Source organism: Pseudomonas sp. MT3 (assembly GCF_054720805.1).
Genome location: NZ_JBTVPY010000031.1, coordinates 24,320 through 39,581, shown reverse-complemented (window position 1 = coordinate 39,581; position 15,262 = coordinate 24,320). Strand labels below are relative to the sequence as shown.

Here is a 15,262-nt window from a genome sequence, read left to right as displayed (position 1 = left end):
ACTGCGCGTCTCACGAAATGCGAGGACGCCATGAAACACCCCCTTCCCCTGATGTCCGCCCTGCTGCTCGCCGCGACGCTGCAGGGTTGCGGTGACGACAGCAAACCCGCCAAGGCCGAGGCCCCGGTGGCCGTCGACTCCGCCAGCGCCAGCGCTCCTTCCGGCGACAGTTGCAGCGGCCACGAGCTGGAGAAAGCCCTACCCCCGGCCAAGGCCGTCTACGGCTATCCCTTCATCTCCCGCGAGTGCGGCTACGACGATGCCACCATCGTCTACGGCAAGGCCGACGGCAGCCAGCGCCTGGTGGTGACCCTGACCGACACCGGCCTGCCGGCGCCCGGCAGCGATCCGCAGAGCGAGACCGCCAAGCAGTACCAGGCCGCCCAGGCCAAGCTGCGCGACACCACCGCCAAGAACGTCTCGCTGCTCAACCAGGCGCGCCAGGCCGCGCTGCAGAACGGCACCGCCGCGCAGTTCGGCGGCGAACAGTACCTGCCGGTGATCGACAGCACCCGCATGGGCGACCCGCTGGCGATCAGCGTGCCGGCGCCGGACGACAAGACCGGCGAGGCGACCCTCACCGGCCTGATCAAGGGCCGCTACGTGCTCAACATGAGCTCGCCGGACAAGCCCAACGGCGGCACCGCCCAGTCCCTGCGCGAACTCTTCGTGCCCATCTCCGAACAGATGGCGCTGACCAAGCTGCCCTGATCGACCGCCTGGCCTCTCGCGCAGAGAGGCCCCGCGCCCCTCCGGCGGCGAGTGACTATCCGTTGCTACGCTGCTGCCAGACGTACAACGTTTTTCGAGGCCGTCCCATGACCGACAACACCCAACAGTTCGCCAGCGACAACTATTCCGGCATCTGCCCCGAAGCCTGGGCCGCGATGGCCGAAGCCAACCGCGGCCACGAGCGCGCCTACGGCGAGGACCAGTGGACCGCCCGCGCCTCCGATCACTTCCGCGAGCTGTTCGAGACCGACTGCGAGGTGTTCTTCGCCTTCAACGGCACCGCGGCCAACTCCCTGGCCCTGGCGGCGTTGTGCCAGAGCTACCACAGCGTGATCTGCGCCGAGACCGCCCACGTCGAGACCGACGAGTGTGGCGCGCCGGAGTTCTTCTCCAACGGCTCCAAGCTGCTGCTGGCGCGCACCAACGCCGAAGGCAAGCTGACCTCCGAGGCGATCCGCGAGATCGCCCTCAAGCGCCAGGACATCCACTACCCGAAGGCGCGCGTGGTCACCATCACCCAGGCCACCGAGGTCGGCACCGTCTACCGCCCGGACGAGCTGCAGGCGCTCAGCGCCACCTGTCGCGAGCTGGGCCTGCACCTGCACATGGACGGCGCGCGCTTCTCCAATGCCTGCGCCTCGCTGGGTGCCACGCCAGCGGAGCTGACCTGGAAGTCCGGGGTCGAGGTGCTGTGCTTTGGCGGCACCAAGAACGGCATGGCGGTGGGCGAGGCCATCCTGTTCTTCAACCGCGAACTGGCCGAAGGCTTCGACTACCGCTGCAAGCAGGCCGGCCAGCTGGCGTCGAAGATGCGCTTCCTCGCCGCGCCCTGGGTCGGCGTGCTGCAGGACGGCGCCTGGCTGCACTATGCCAACCACGCCAACCAGTGCGCGCGCCTGCTGGCCGAACGCGTGGCGGACGTGCCGGGCGTCAGCCTGATGTTCCCGGTCGAGGCCAACGGGGTCTTCCTGCAGATGTCCGAGCCGGCGCTGGAAGCCCTGCGTCAGCTGGGCTGGCGCTTCTACACCTTCATCGGTGCCGGCGGCGCGCGCTTCATGTGTTCCTGGGACACCGACATCGCCCGTGTCGAGGCGCTGGCGGCCGATATTCGTCGGGTGATGGGCGCAAGGTAATGGGCGCCTGAGCCTGAGTTGTCCCCAGGTGCTGGGGACGGTTGCTCGCGCAAGCTGTCCCCAACCTGTGGATGGATGCCTGCAAGCCACGGTTGGAGCGGTGCGCAGGTTGTTGAACGAAATTTGAACGGCGTGGCTTTTTGTAGGAGCGAGCTTGCTCGCGAACCGAATCCCGCTTCATCCCACGGTGTGAAGTGAAGCCACGGATGTTCGCGAGCAAGCTCGCTCCTACACGCCATCCTGCGGGCCTGCCAAAGACCGTTGTTTCTACACCCGCACCGCGGTCCCGCTCACGCTGACCATCAGCATGCTGCCGTTCTGCCCCACCACTTCGTAATCCAGGTCGATGCCGACCACCGCGTTGGCGCCCAGTTCTTCCGCGCGCTCCCGCAGCTCTTCGAAGGCGATCTCCCGCGCGCGACCCAGTTCCTTCTCGTAGGCGCCGGAGCGGCCGCCGATGATGTCGCGCAGTCCGGCGAACAGGTCGCGGAACACGTTGGCGCCGAGGATCGCCTCGCCCACCACGATGCCGCGGTATTCCTGGATGGTCTTGCCCTCGATGGTCGGTGTGGTGGTCAGGATCATGGGACTGGCTCCTCTGCTGGGGGAAATCCAGCATAGCCCCTCACCCCACGAAAGACCGTGCCGGCTGTGTTTCAGCGTTTGGCGAAAACCCGCTGCAATCTTGTGATAAAGCTGTGGATAAGCTGGTGGAAAATGACGGCGGCGAGGCACTTTCATGAACAGCGGAAAATCACCGATCATTTTCATGGGACGCCCGTAGTTCGTGGCTTTCAAGTGTTGGTCAGGGTGTTGTGGAGATCTCCACAGCGGCTGTGGAGGCAGGCTTGTCCAACCTGTGGAAAAACTGTTGGGAGGTGCCTGTGGCGCTGATGGCGCGGGGCTTTCCTGAAGCTGGCCATTTTCTGATCAATCCAGTCTTTTCAATCACTTGTGGGCCTGTGTATCGATTGTGGCGGAATTTCTGTGCATGAAGTTTCCAGCGCTATCCCCGGTTTATGTTGACCCTCTTGTGAGCCTCCTGTGGAAAACATCGCCGAAGGAGCATTTGGCGAGGCCTGCGCGGCCTTGATCGAATAATGACCAGGCTTCGGCGCAACTGACTGATCCACAGGGGCTTTTCCCTGACCTCGAGGCCTGCGTGAAACTTTCCACAGTGCCTGTGGGGCGAATCTCGCAGAAGGTGTGGACAACCTGTACCCAGATCGCCGGAAGCCTCGCCGGGCGCGGATCCGTCAGTCCAGGTCATTTTTTGATCAATCGCCGAATGTCCGATGGATTCTGGCTTCCGGCGAATTTCACGCGGTGTTTTCCACATTGGCTGTGCAGCGTTCTGCCGGGAAGGTGTGGGCGGGTTGTGGATGGATGGCTGTAGCCGCGATGGTCACTGGGTTGCGTGGCGCTGGTCAATTTTCGTCCACGGGCGCCGGAGGTGACTGCCTATAATCCATGAACTGCGTGGCAGGAACCCTGGGGGCGGGAGATCAGCATGTCCAGTTACTCGGTGGAACAGATCCGCACGGTCGCCCTGGTCGGCCACGGCGACAGTGGCAAGACGCTGCTCGCGGAAGCGCTGCTGCAGGGCTGCGGCGCGATCACCAGCATGGGCTCGCTGGAGCGCGGCGACACTGCCTGCGACTCCGATCCCCTGGAGCGCGAATACCATCACTCGCTGGCCGCCGCCCTGGTGTATTTCGAGCATGAAGGCGCGCACGTCCGCCTGATCGATACGCCCGGCTATCCCGATTTCATCGGTCACGCACTGCCTGCGCTGGCGGCGGTGGAAACCGCCCTGGTGGTGGTCAATGCACAGAACGGTATCGAGCTGACCACCCGGCGGATGATGGACTGGGCGGGCGAGCGCGGCCTGTGCCGGATGCTGGTGGTGAACAAGATCGACGCCGAGCGCGTGGACCTGCCGGCCTTGCTGGCGGATCTGCGCGAGGCGTTCGGCAAGGAGGTCCTGCCGCTGAACCTGCCGGCGGAGGGCGGCGCGCGGGTGGTGGACTGTTTCTTCGAGCCCGACGGCGAGGCGGACTTCTCCTCCGTGGCCGAGGCGCACCAGGCGCTGGTGGACCAGGTGGTGGAGATCGACGAGGCGCTGATGGCGCACTACCTGGAGGAGGGCGAGGTGGCGCCCGAAGCGCTGCACGAACCGTTCGAGCGGGCGCTGCGCGAGGGCCATCTGATTCCGTTGTGCTTCGTCTCGGCGCGCACCGGCGCGGGCATCGCGGAGCTGCTGAATGTGCTGGCGCGGCTGGCGCCCAATCCCGCCGAGGGCAATCCGCCGCTGTTCGTGCGCACCGACGAGAGCGGTGCGGTGGAGGGTTTCCATTCCGTGCCGGACCCCAAGGGCCACGTCCTGGCTCATGTGTTCAAGGTCGTGATCGACCCCTTCGTCGGCCGCCTGGCGGTGTTCCGCGTGCACCAGGGCACGCTGCAACGGGACATGCAACTGTTCGCCGGCGATGGCCGCAAGGCGTTCAAGGTCGGCCACCTGCTGCGCCTGCAGGGTAAGAAGCATGAAGAGGTGTCGCACCTGATTCCCGGCGACTTCGGCGCCCTGACCAAGGTCGACGAGCTGGAGTACGGCGTGGTGCTGCACGACTCCCACGACGAAGACCATATCCGCCTCACGCCGCTGAATTTCCCCACGCCCATGCAGGGCCTGGCGATCGAGGCCAGCCGCCGGGGCGACGAGCAGCGCCTGGCGGAAATCCTCCAGCGCCTGCAGGCCGAAGACCCCTGCGTGCGCCTGGACTACAACGCCTCGACCCAGGAAACCGTGCTGCGCGGCATGGGTGAGATGCACCTGCGCTACCTGCTCGAACGCATGTCCGGCCAGTACAAGCTGGAGGTGCAGACCCGCGCGCCCAGCGTGCCGTACCGGGAAACCGCCACGCGCATGGCCGAGGGGCACAGCCGGCACAAGAAGCAGACCGGCGGCGCCGGGCAGTTCGGCGAGGTGTTCCTGCGGGTGGAGCCGTTGCCGCGCGGCGGCGGGTTCGAGTTCATCGATGCGGTCAAGGGCGGGGTGATTCCCGGCCAGTTCATCGTGTCGGTGGAGAAGGGCGTGCGTTCGGCGCTGGCGGCGGGGCCGCTGGCGGGGTTCCCGGTGGCCGACGTCAGGGTCACCGTCTATGACGGCAAGAGCCATTCGGTGGATTCCAAGGACATCGCCTTCCAGGCCGCCGGGCGCAAGGCGATGCTCGATGCGCTGCGCAACGCCGGCGGGATCGTCCTGGAGCCGGTGGTGAGCATCGAGGTGACCGCGCCGGATACGCGCCTGGGCGACATCACCGCCGACCTGACGGGACGGCGTGGCCAGGTGATGGGCACCGAGTCGCTGTCGACCCATGTCGCGCTGATTCGTGGCCAGGTGCCGCTGGCGGAGCTGGAGGGCTACGCCAACCGGCTCAAGTCGATCACCGCCGGGCAGGGCCTCTACGACCTCTCGCCCAGTCACTACAGCGCAGTGCCGCAGGATGTGCAGCAGCGCCTGTCCAGCGGCTACAAGGCGACGCCGGAAGAAGATTGAAGCAATGTGGATAGTTGTCGCAGCCGGGGCGCGAAAGGCGCTCCGGCCGTGCGGTTGCGCGCCCATTGCGGCTGACCCCGGCGGGAAGGGAAAAGCCAAGTGGCATGCGGGTTGCAGGCGGGATTGGAGCGGCCATCAGGTTCGGCCAGAGGTGTCTCCGGCCTTGCGCCGGGACACCCTTGTCCTGTGGATAACTCAGTGGGTAACGTGTGCGGCAGGTGGGGGCAGGCTGTGATCAGTACTCGATCACCACGTCGCCCTTGGGCACGCTGCAGCAGGACAGGATGTAGCCTTCGGCGACGTCTTCGTCGGTGATCCCGCCGTTGTGCTCCATCTCCACTTCGCCGGAGCGCTTCATGACCTTGCAGGTGCCGCAGATGCCCATGCCGCAGGCCTTGGGAATGTGCAGGCCGAGCTGCGCGGCGGCGGCATGGACGGTCTCGCCCGGTGCCACGCGGATGCTCTTGCCGGTCTCGCAGAACTCCACCAGGTTCTGCTCGGCCAGGGGCACGGCCGGCGCCTCGGCGGCTTCGGCGGCCAGTTCCTTCACGTCGGCGCGGACTTCCGGCGGGGTCGGGCCGAAGGCCTCCTCGTGGTAGCGCGACATGTCGTAGCCCTCGGCTTCGAGCAGGCGCCTGACCGCGTGCATGTAGGGCGTCGGGCCGCAGCAGAACACCTCGCGCTCGAGGAAGTCCGGCGCCATCAGCTGCAGCATCGCCTTGGTCAGGAAGCCCCGGTAGCCGGCCCAGGACTCGCCCATCTCGTACTTCTCGCAGATCAGGTGCAGCTTGAAGTTGTTGATCCGCGAGTTCATGTGCTCCAGCTCGCGGTGATAGATGATGTCCTTGGGCGTGCGCGCGCTGTGCACGAAGACCATGTCGACGTTGCCGTTGGTGTCGAAGAACCAGCGCGACATGGACATCACCGGAGTGATGCCGACGCCGCCGGAGAGGAACAGCACCTTCTCGGCCGGGAAGTCGATGGCGTTGAAGTTGCCCACCGGCCCGTGCACCGGGAGCTGGTCGCCTTCCTTGAGGTTGTCGTGCAGCCAGTTGGAGACCTTGCCGCCGGGCACGCGCTTGATGGTGATGGAGAAGCTGTAGGGCACCGAGGGCGAGCTGGAGATGGTGTAGGAACGCATGATCGGCACACCGTCGATCTCCAGTTCCAGGGTGACGAACTGCCCGGGCTTGAAGAAGAACATGATCGGCGCGTCGGCCATGAAGCAGAAGGTGCGCACATCCCAGGTTTCCTGGATGGCCTTGACGCAGCGCACCAGGTGGCGGCCGTTGGCCCAGGTCTGGGTGTTCACCGGATTGAGGAAGGTGTTCGTCGACATGCTGTCTCTCCGCGCACGCGGACCGTGCTGGGCCTGATGGGGCAGCGCCGGGGCCCGGTGTGCGCGTCGCGCTCGACGCACAGGTCACGGGGCCTTTCGGCATGCCTGATGGGGCGGATTGTGTGCACGACGATGCCCGCTGCATTTACCTGCCAGCGACATTTGCATGCTTATCGCGACCTGCCGCCTGGCACGTGCGGTTGCGCGTCGGGAAATGATCTGGCCGTGTCGCCCATGGATAAGGGTAATCCCGGGGTGCGGCCCCACACTCAGCTCCATGCCGAGCAACCCCCAAGGTTGAGCGAGACGGCGGGAAACGGCGCACTCGGCGCGCCTGGCACCCGCCGCGAACCCGCCCTGCGTGGCAACCGTATCAGCCACTTATTTCCGCCGGCGGCCCGTCGAGGCTGCGGCATGAGGACCTACCGATGGACGTCACCACTACCCTGAGTCTGGGCGATCCGCTGGAGCCGGCCCGCAAGGCCACCGCCGAGATGCTGCAGAGCCGCGACCACAGCTTCTCGCTGCCGCAACCCTTCTACAACGACGAGCGCCTGTTCCAGATCGACATGCAGGAGATCTTCCACAAGGAGTGGCTGATTGCCGGCATGACCTGCGAGATTCCGACCAAGGGCAACTTTCTCACCCTGCAGATCGGCGACAACCCGGTCATCGTACTGCGCGGCGCGGAAGGGCAGATCCACGCCTTCCACAACGTCTGCCGCCACCGTGGCTCGCGCCTGTGCGTCAGCGACAAGGGCAAGGTCGCCAAGCTGGTCTGCCCCTATCACCAGTGGACCTACGAACTGGACGGCCGCCTGCTGTTCGCCGGCACCGAAATGGGCGCCGACTTCGACATGCAGGACTACAGCCTGAAACCGGTGAACGTGAAGACCGCCGGCGGCTACATCTTCATTTCGCTGGCGGAGAACCCGCCGGCCATCGACGACTTCCTGCGGACGCTCGAGCACTACATGGAGCCGTACGACATGGAGAACGCCAAGGTCGCGGTGCAGACCACGATCCGCGAAGCGGCCAACTGGAAGCTGGTGCTCGAGAACAACCGCGAGTGCTACCACTGCAACGGCTCGCACCCCGAACTGCTCAAGACCCTGCTGGAGTGGGACGATGTCACCGACCCGCGCGCCAGTCAGGCGTTCAAGGATCAGGTCGCCGCCTGCACCAGGGCCTGGGACGAGGAGAAGATCCCCTACGCCCACGAAAGCTTCGGCCTGCGCAACCGCATCGTGCGCATGCCGCTGCTCGACGGCACCGTGTCCATGACGATGGACGGCAAGCAGGGCTCGAAGAAGCTGATGGGCCGCATCAAGAACCCGGACCTGGGCTCCATGCGCATCCTGCACCTGCCGCATTCGTGGAACCACTGCATGGGCGACCACCTGATCGTCTTCACCGTGTGGCCGATCAGCGCCCAGGAAACCGTGGTCACCACCAAGTGGCTGGTGCACAAGGACGCGGTGGAGGGCGTCGACTATGACGTGGCGCGCCTGCGCGAAGTGTGGGACGCCACCAACGACCAGGACCGCCGGCTGGCCGAAGAGAACCAGCGCGGGATCAACTCCACCGCCTACCAGCCGGGGCCGTACTCCAAGACCTACGAGTTCGGCGTGATCAACTTCCTCGACTGGTACAGCGAGCGGCTGCTCAACAACCTGGGCGAGGAATCCGCCCACGCCCGCCTGGTCGCCGAGAAGTAACCCCTGCCCACCCAGCGCCCCCGCTTCCGGGGGCGTTGTCGTTCGGAGGAATCCACGTGGACGCCATGCTCTTCTACAGCAGCTCCGCCTTCGTCACCGGCCTGGTGGCGTGGAACCTCTTCGCCTGCTGGCGCAAGCGCTGAAGCCGCTGACGCGTTCCGCTTCCCTGTAGGAGCGAGCTTGCTCGCGAACCGGACTGGTGCTGGCCCTGCCGGCGGATCGCGGACTTAGTTCTCTCGCGCAATACCCCCACTCGGCCTCCTGACGGGGCTCTGCGCGCCGTAGGCTCCCCTGGGAAAGCTCAGGAAGCGCTGCGTTTTGGAGCGAAGCGATACCCATCGCGGTGGATAACGCTGCGCGTTATCCATCCTACGGCGCTAGGGAGCCTCCTGTGGCGAAACAGCGGCAGGGTGCGGTTCGCGAGCAAGCTCGCTCCTACAGGTGCAGGCGCAGCGACACCCACAACCCTTCGTTTCCAGCCCGGTTTTCCCCACTGCGACGCAAACGCTGTCGCCCATGTCGCCGGCTTGACGCTTTCGGTATGACCCTGGTCGTTTTCGAAGCGGGTCGCCTCGGGGTGCAGGGATATCCTGCCTGCAAAGCGTCGGGGAAAAACCCGCCGCGCCAAGCCTGACAAGCCTTGCCTGACCAGCCGGCCCCGATAAGAGAGACGCCAAGATGAGCCCAGCCGAACTTCACGCCGACAGCATCGTCATCGATGGCCTGATCATCGCCAAATGGAACCGCGAGCTGTTCGAAGACATGCGCAAGGGCGGCCTGACCGCCGCGAACTGCACCGTGTCGGTGTGGGAAGGTTTCCAGGCGACGGTGAACAACATCGTCTCCAGCAGCAAGCTGATCCGCGACAACAGCGACCTGGTGCTGCAGGTGCGTACCACCAACGACATCCGCAAGGCCAAGGAACAGGGCAAGACCGGCATTCTCTTCGGCTTCCAGAACGCCCATGCGTTCGAGGACCAACTGGGCTACGTCGAGGTGTTCAAGCAACTGGGCGTGGGCATCGTGCAGATGTGCTACAACACCCAGAACCTGGTCGGTACCGGCTGCTACGAGCGCGACGGCGGCCTCTCCGGCTTCGGCCGCGAGATCGTCGCGGAGATGAATCGCGTCGGCATCATGTGCGACCTGTCCCACGTCGGCTCGAAGACCTCCGAGGAAGTCATCCTCGAGTCGAAAAAGCCCGTCACCTACTCCCACTGCCTGCCGTCCGGCCTCAAAGAGCACCCACGCAACAAGTCCGACGCCGAGCTGAAGTTCATCGCCGACCACGGCGGCTTCGTCGGCGTGACCATGTTCGCGCCGTTCCTCGCCAAGGGTATCGACTCGACCATCGACGACTACGCCGAAGCCATCGAGTACGTGATGAACATCGTCGGCGAGGACGCCATCGGCATCGGCACCGACTTCACCCAGGGCCACGGCCAGGACTTCTTCGAGTGGCTGACCCACGACAAGGGTTACGCCCGCCGCCTCACCAGCTTCGGGAAGATCGTCAACCCGCTGGGCATCCGCACCGTGGGCGAATTCCCCAACCTCACCGAGACCCTGCTCAAGCGCGGCATGCCCGAGCGCGTGGTGCGCAAGGTCATGGGCGAGAACTGGGTGCGCATCCTCGGCGAAGTCTGGGGCGAGTAACGCGAACTTTCTCCTCTCCCGCCTGTGGGGGAGGTCAGGGGTGAGGGCCGTCGGCGCTCACCCGCGATCCCTTACATCCCGACCCTCTCCTCAGGCGAGCGGTCCCACCCGGAATCGGAGCTGCACACATGGCCAAACACGCCCCCGAACTGCCCATCGAAGTCGACAGCGAAACCGGCGTCTGGACCACCGACGCCCTACCGATGCTCTACGTACCGCGGCACTTCTTCGTCAACAACCACATGGGCATCGAGGAAGAGCTGGGCGCCGAGCGCTACGCCGAAATCCTCTACAAGGCCGGCTACAAGTCCGCCTGGCACTGGTGCGAGAAGGAAGCCGAGTGCCACGGCCTGGTCGGCGTGGAGGTCTTCGAGCACTACATGAAGCGCCTGTCCCAGCGTGGCTGGGGGCTGTTCCAGATCGAGCAGATCGACCTCGACAAGGGCACCGCCCAGGTGCGCCTGAAGCACTCGGCCTTCGTCTACGTCTACGGCAAGGTCAACCGCAAGGTCGACTACATGTTCACCGGCTGGTTCGCCGGCGCCATGGACCAGATCCTCCAGGCGCGCGGCAGCGACATCCGCACCGTGGCCGAGCAGGTCTACAGCGGCGCCGAGGACGGCCACGACGACGGCCTGTTCGTCGTCAAACCCCTGTAATTGCCCCTATCAATCGAGATTGAAAACGTAACGAGCGAAGGGTAGGCGAGGCGGAGGCTGAATCGAAAAGCGGAGTTTACGAGCAGTAAATGAGCATTTTCGATTCAGCCTCCAACGCTGCATAACCGAGCGCAGTAGTTTTCAGAGGATGCCGCAATGGCTTTCGAGTCTATGTTCCAGCCGATCCAGATCGGCAAGCTGACCATCCGCAACCGCGTGCTCTCCACCGCCCACGCCGAGGTCTACGCCACCGATGGCGGCATGACCACCGAGCGCTACGTGAAGTATTACGAGGAGAAGGCCAAGGGCGGCATCGGCCTGGCCATCTGCGGCGGTTCCTCCGTGGTCGCCATCGACAGCCCGCAGGAATGGTGGAGCTCGGTGAACCTCTCCACCGACCGCATCATCCCGCACTTCCAGAACCTGGCCGACGCCATGCACAAGCACGGCGCCAAGATCATGATCCAGATTACCCACATGGGCCGCCGCTCGCGCTGGGACGGCTTCAACTGGCCGACCCTGATGTCGCCGTCGGGTATCCGCGAGCCCGTGCACCGCGCCACCTGCAAGACCATCGAGCCGGAAGAGATCTGGCGCGTGATCGGCAACTTCGCCCAGGCCGCGCGCCGTGCGAAGGAAGGCGGGCTGGACGGCGTCGAACTGTCCGCCGTGCACCAGCACATGATCGACCAGTTCTGGAGCCCGCGCGTCAACAAGCGTACCGACGAGTGGGGCGGCACTTTCGAAGGCCGCATGAAGTTCGGCCTGGAAGTGCTGAAGGCCGTGCGCAAGGAAGTCGGTGACGACTTCTGCGTCGGCATGCGCATCTGCGGCGACGAATTCCACCCGGACGGCCTGTCCCACGAGGACATGAAGCAGATCGCCAAGTACTACAGCGACACCGGCATGATCGACTTCCTCGGCGTGGTCGGCTCCGGTTGCGACACCCACAACACCCTGGCCAACGTCATCCCGAACATGACCTATCCGCCGGAGCCGTTCCTGCACCTGGCGGCCGGCATCAAGGAAGTGGTCAACGTGCCGGTGCTGCACGCGCAGAACATCAAGGACCCGAACCAGGCCACGCGCATCCTCGAAGGCGGCTACGTGGACATGGTGGGCATGACCCGCGCGCACATCGCCGACCCGCACCTGATCGCCAAGATCAAGATGGGCCAGGTCGACCAGATCAAGCAGTGCGTCGGTGCCAACTACTGCATCGACCGCCAGTACCAGGGCCTCGACGTTCTCTGCATCCAGAACGCCGCGACCTCCCGCGAGTACATGGGCGTGCCGCACATCATCGAGAAATCCACCGGGCCGAAGCGCAAGGTGGTGGTGGTTGGCGGCGGGCCGGCCGGCATGGAGGCGGCGCGTGTCGCCGCCGAACGCGGCCACGACGTGACCCTGTTCGAGAAGAAGGACCAGCTCGGCGGGCAGATCACCACCGCGTCGAAGGCGCCGCAACGCGACCAGATCGCCGGCATTACCCGCTGGTACCAGCTGGAGCTGGCGCGGCTGAACGTCGACCTGCGCCTGGGCACCGCGGCCGATCCGGACACCATCGTCGACCTGCGCCCCGACGTGGTGGTGCTGGCCAACGGCGGTCATCCGTTCCTCGAACAGAACGAGCACTGGGGCGCCGCCGACGGACTGGTTGTCAGCAGCTGGGACATCCTCGACGGCAAGGTCGCGCCGGGCAAGAACGTGCTGGTCTACGACACCATCTGCGAATTCAGCGGCATGTCGGTGGCGGATTTCCTCGCCGACAAGGGCGCCCAGGTGGAGATCGTCACCGACGACATCAAGCCGGGCGTGGCCATCGGTGGCACGACCTTCCCGACCTACTACCGCAGCATGTATCCGAAGGAAGTGATCATGACCGGCGACCTCGCGCTGGAGAAGGTCTACCGCGAGGGCGACAAGCTGGTGGCGGTGCTGGAGAACGAATACACCGGCGCCAAGGAAGAGCGGGTGGTCGACCAGATCGTCGTGGAGAACGGCGTTCGTCCGGACGAGACGCTGTACTACGCGCTCAAGCAGGGCTCGCGCAACAAGGGCCAGATCGACGTCGAGGCGCTGTTCGCGATCAAGCCGCAGCCGTGCCTCAGCGAGTCGGGCGACGGCTACCTGCTGTTCCGCATCGGCGACTGCGTAGCCCAGCGCAACACCCATGCGGCGATCTATGACGCGCTGCGTCTGTGCAAGGACTTCTAAGGCACGCCCCTTGAGGGTTTGAAATGTCCGGCAGGCACGGACGGCCCCCTCTCCCTCTGGGAGAGGGCGGGGGGTGAGGGTGGAACAGGTCGCGCCGAGGTGTGGCTGGGAACACCCTCACCCTAACCCTCTCCCGGAGGGAGAGGGGACCAGCCCGCTGCCGACCTGAGGTCCCGTAGGGAGACCAGAAATGCTCAACACCATCCTTCCCATCCTGCTCTTCGCCGCCCTCGGCCTTGCCGTGCTGGGCGCCGTGAAGCGCTTCCTCATGTGGCGCCGCGGCCGGCCTTCGAAGGTCGACTGGATCGGCGGCCTGCTGAAGATGCCGCGCCGCTACCTGGTGGACCTGCACCACGTGGTCGAGCGCGACAAGTACATGTCCAGGACCCACGTGGCGACTGCCGGCGGCTTCGTTCTCGCCGCGCTGCTGGCGATCCTCGTGCACGGCTTCGGCCTGCACAGCCGGGTCCTCGGCTTCGCCCTGCTGGCGGCCACCGTGCTGATGTTCGTCGGCGCGCTGTTCGTCGCGAAACGCCGTCTCGATCCGCCGTCGCGGCTGTCGAAAGGCCCGTGGATGCGCCTGCCGAAAAGCCTGCTGATGTTCGCCGCGAGCTTCTTCATCGCCACCCTGCCGGTCGCCGGCATCCTGCCGGAAGGCTTCGGCGGCTGGTTCCTCGCAGCCATCCTCGCGGTTGGCGTGGCTTGGGGCGTGTCCGAGCTGTTCTTCGGCATGACCTGGGGCGGGCCGATGAAGCACGCCTTCGCCGGTGCCCTGCACCTGGCCTGGCACCGTCGCTCCGAACGGTTCTCTAGAAAAGATGGGCGCGGCGGCCGCTCCACCGGCCTCAAGCCGCTGGATCTGGCTGACCCGATGGCGCCGCTGGGCGTCGAGAAACCCACCGATTTCACCTGGAACCAGCTGCTCGGCTTCGACGCCTGCGTGCAGTGCGGCAAGTGCGAGGCCATGTGCCCGGCCTTCGCCGCCGGCCAGCCGCTCAACCCGAAGAAGCTCATCCAGGACATGGTCATCGGCCTGGCCGGCGGCAACGACGCCAACTTCGCCGGTAGCCCTTACCCCGGCAAACCGTTAGGTGAACACAGCGGCGGCCCGCACCAGCCGATCGTCTCGCTGGACGGCAAGGCGCTGGTGGATGCCGAGACCCTCTGGTCCTGCACCACCTGCCGCGCCTGCGTCGAGGAATGCCCGATGATGATCGAGCACGTCGATGCCATCGTCGACATGCGCCGCCACCTCACCCTGGAGAAGGGCGCGACCCCGAACAAGGGCGCCGAGGTGCTGGAAAACCTGATCGCCACCGACAACCCCGGCGGTTTCGCCCCCGGCGGCCGCCTGAACTGGGCGGCGGACCTGAACCTGCCGCTGCTGAGCGAGAAGAAGCAGGCCGACGTGCTGTTCTGGGTCGGCGACGGCGCCTTCGACATGCGCAACCAGCGTACCCTGCGCGCCTTCGTGAAAGTCATGTGCGCGGCCAGCGTCGATTTCGCCGTACTCGGCCTGGAAGAACGCGACAGCGGCGACGTGGCCCGCCGCCTGGGTGACGAAGCGACCTTCCAGACCCTGGCCAGGCGCAACATCGCCAGCATGGCAAAGTACCGCTTCAAGAAGATCGTCAGCTGCGACCCGCACAGCTTCCACGTGCTGAAGAACGAGTACGGCGCCCTCGGCGGCAACTATGAGGTCCTGCACCACAGCACCTTCATCAACGAACTGGTCGAGGCCGGCGCGTTGAACCTCGGGGAGCACAAGGGCGGCAGCGTGACCTACCACGACCCGTGCTACCTGGGTCGCTACAACGGCGAATACGAAGCGCCGCGCAATGTGCTGAGGGCCATCGGCATCGAGGTGAAGGAGATGGAGCGTTCCGGCTTCCGCTCGCGCTGCTGCGGCGGTGGCGGCGGCGCGCCGATCACCGACATTCCCGGCAAGCAGCGGATTCCGGACATGCGCATGGTCGACATCCAGTCGACCGGCGCGGAGCTGGTGGCCGTGGGTTGCCCGCAGTGCACCGCGATGCTCGAAGGCGTGGTCGCCCCGCGCCCGGAGATCAAGGACATCGCCGAACTGGTCGCCGACGTGCTGATCGAGGCCACCGAGGTGCCGGCAAAAAAGCCGTCGCTGGCCAAGCGTGACGAAATGGCGGAGGTGCACTGATGAACTCATTGCACAGACCTGAACCTGTAGGAGCGAGCTTGCTCGCGAACCGCCCCAACTTCGGTGCTGATCCGTT

At 65.5% G+C, this 15,262-nt stretch carries 10 protein-coding genes; 8 read left to right on the top strand and 2 right to left on the bottom strand.

What is annotated here, in order from left to right:
* Window positions 1–30 precede the first annotated feature (30 nt).
* Together ACYCAX_RS24365 and ACYCAX_RS24360 are read left to right on the top strand one after the other, a co-directional pair.
* Window positions 31–711 (top strand): hypothetical protein, encoded by a 681-nt coding sequence (locus ACYCAX_RS24365; RefSeq protein WP_460249019.1) that lies wholly within the window; start codon window positions 31–33, stop codon window positions 709–711.
* 107 nt (window positions 712–818) lie between these two features.
* Window positions 819–1,865: a threonine aldolase family protein gene (locus ACYCAX_RS24360; RefSeq protein ID WP_294979066.1), complete on the top strand. Its 1,047-nt coding sequence runs from the start codon at window positions 819–821 to the stop codon at window positions 1,863–1,865.
* Window positions 1,866–2,132: 267 nt separating this feature from the next.
* Here ACYCAX_RS24360 and ACYCAX_RS24355 read toward each other — a convergent pair whose 3' ends face one another.
* Window positions 2,133–2,450, bottom strand: a complete 318-nt coding sequence (locus tag ACYCAX_RS24355; RefSeq protein WP_015479618.1) for a heavy metal-binding domain-containing protein — start codon at window positions 2,448–2,450, stop codon at window positions 2,133–2,135.
* A gap of 925 nt (window positions 2,451–3,375) precedes the next feature.
* On the opposite strand from ACYCAX_RS24355, the gene fusA reads away from it, so the two are divergent.
* The gene (gene fusA / locus ACYCAX_RS24350) at window positions 3,376–5,424 is read left to right on the top strand and encodes an elongation factor G (protein ID WP_294979068.1); all 2,049 of its coding nucleotides are present in this window, start codon (window positions 3,376–3,378) and stop codon (window positions 5,422–5,424) included.
* Window positions 5,425–5,659: 235 nt separating this feature from the next.
* Here the strand turns inward: fusA and gbcB are convergent, their stop codons facing one another.
* Window positions 5,660–6,763, bottom strand: coding sequence for a glycine-betaine demethylase subunit GbcB (gene gbcB, locus ACYCAX_RS24345; protein ID WP_460249018.1), 1,104 nt, complete (start codon window positions 6,761–6,763; stop codon window positions 5,660–5,662).
* A 428-nt stretch (window positions 6,764–7,191) separates the two neighbouring features.
* On the opposite strand from gbcB, the gene gbcA reads away from it, so the two are divergent.
* From gbcA to dgcB, 5 genes are all read left to right on the top strand, one after another.
* Window positions 7,192–8,481 (top strand): glycine-betaine demethylase subunit GbcA, encoded by a 1,290-nt coding sequence (gbcA, locus tag ACYCAX_RS24340; protein ID WP_460249017.1) that lies wholly within the window; start codon window positions 7,192–7,194, stop codon window positions 8,479–8,481.
* 678 nt (window positions 8,482–9,159) lie between these two features.
* A complete protein-coding gene (locus ACYCAX_RS24335; protein ID WP_015479614.1) occupies window positions 9,160–10,137 on the top strand; it encodes a dipeptidase in 978 nt (325 codons plus the stop codon).
* A gap of 128 nt (window positions 10,138–10,265) precedes the next feature.
* On the top strand, window positions 10,266–10,796 hold the full coding sequence (locus ACYCAX_RS24330) for a 4-vinyl reductase (RefSeq protein WP_254469555.1): 531 nt from the start codon (window positions 10,266–10,268) through the stop codon (window positions 10,794–10,796).
* Window positions 10,797–10,952: 156 nt separating this feature from the next.
* Entirely contained in the window at window positions 10,953–13,013 is a 2,061-nt protein-coding gene (gene dgcA / locus ACYCAX_RS24325; protein ID WP_460249016.1) for a dimethylglycine demethylation protein DgcA, read from the top strand.
* A 190-nt stretch (window positions 13,014–13,203) separates the two neighbouring features.
* The gene (gene dgcB / locus ACYCAX_RS24320) at window positions 13,204–15,186 is read left to right on the top strand and encodes a dimethylglycine demethylation protein DgcB (RefSeq protein WP_460249015.1); all 1,983 of its coding nucleotides are present in this window, start codon (window positions 13,204–13,206) and stop codon (window positions 15,184–15,186) included.
* The last annotated feature ends 76 nt before the right edge of the window (window positions 15,187–15,262 follow it).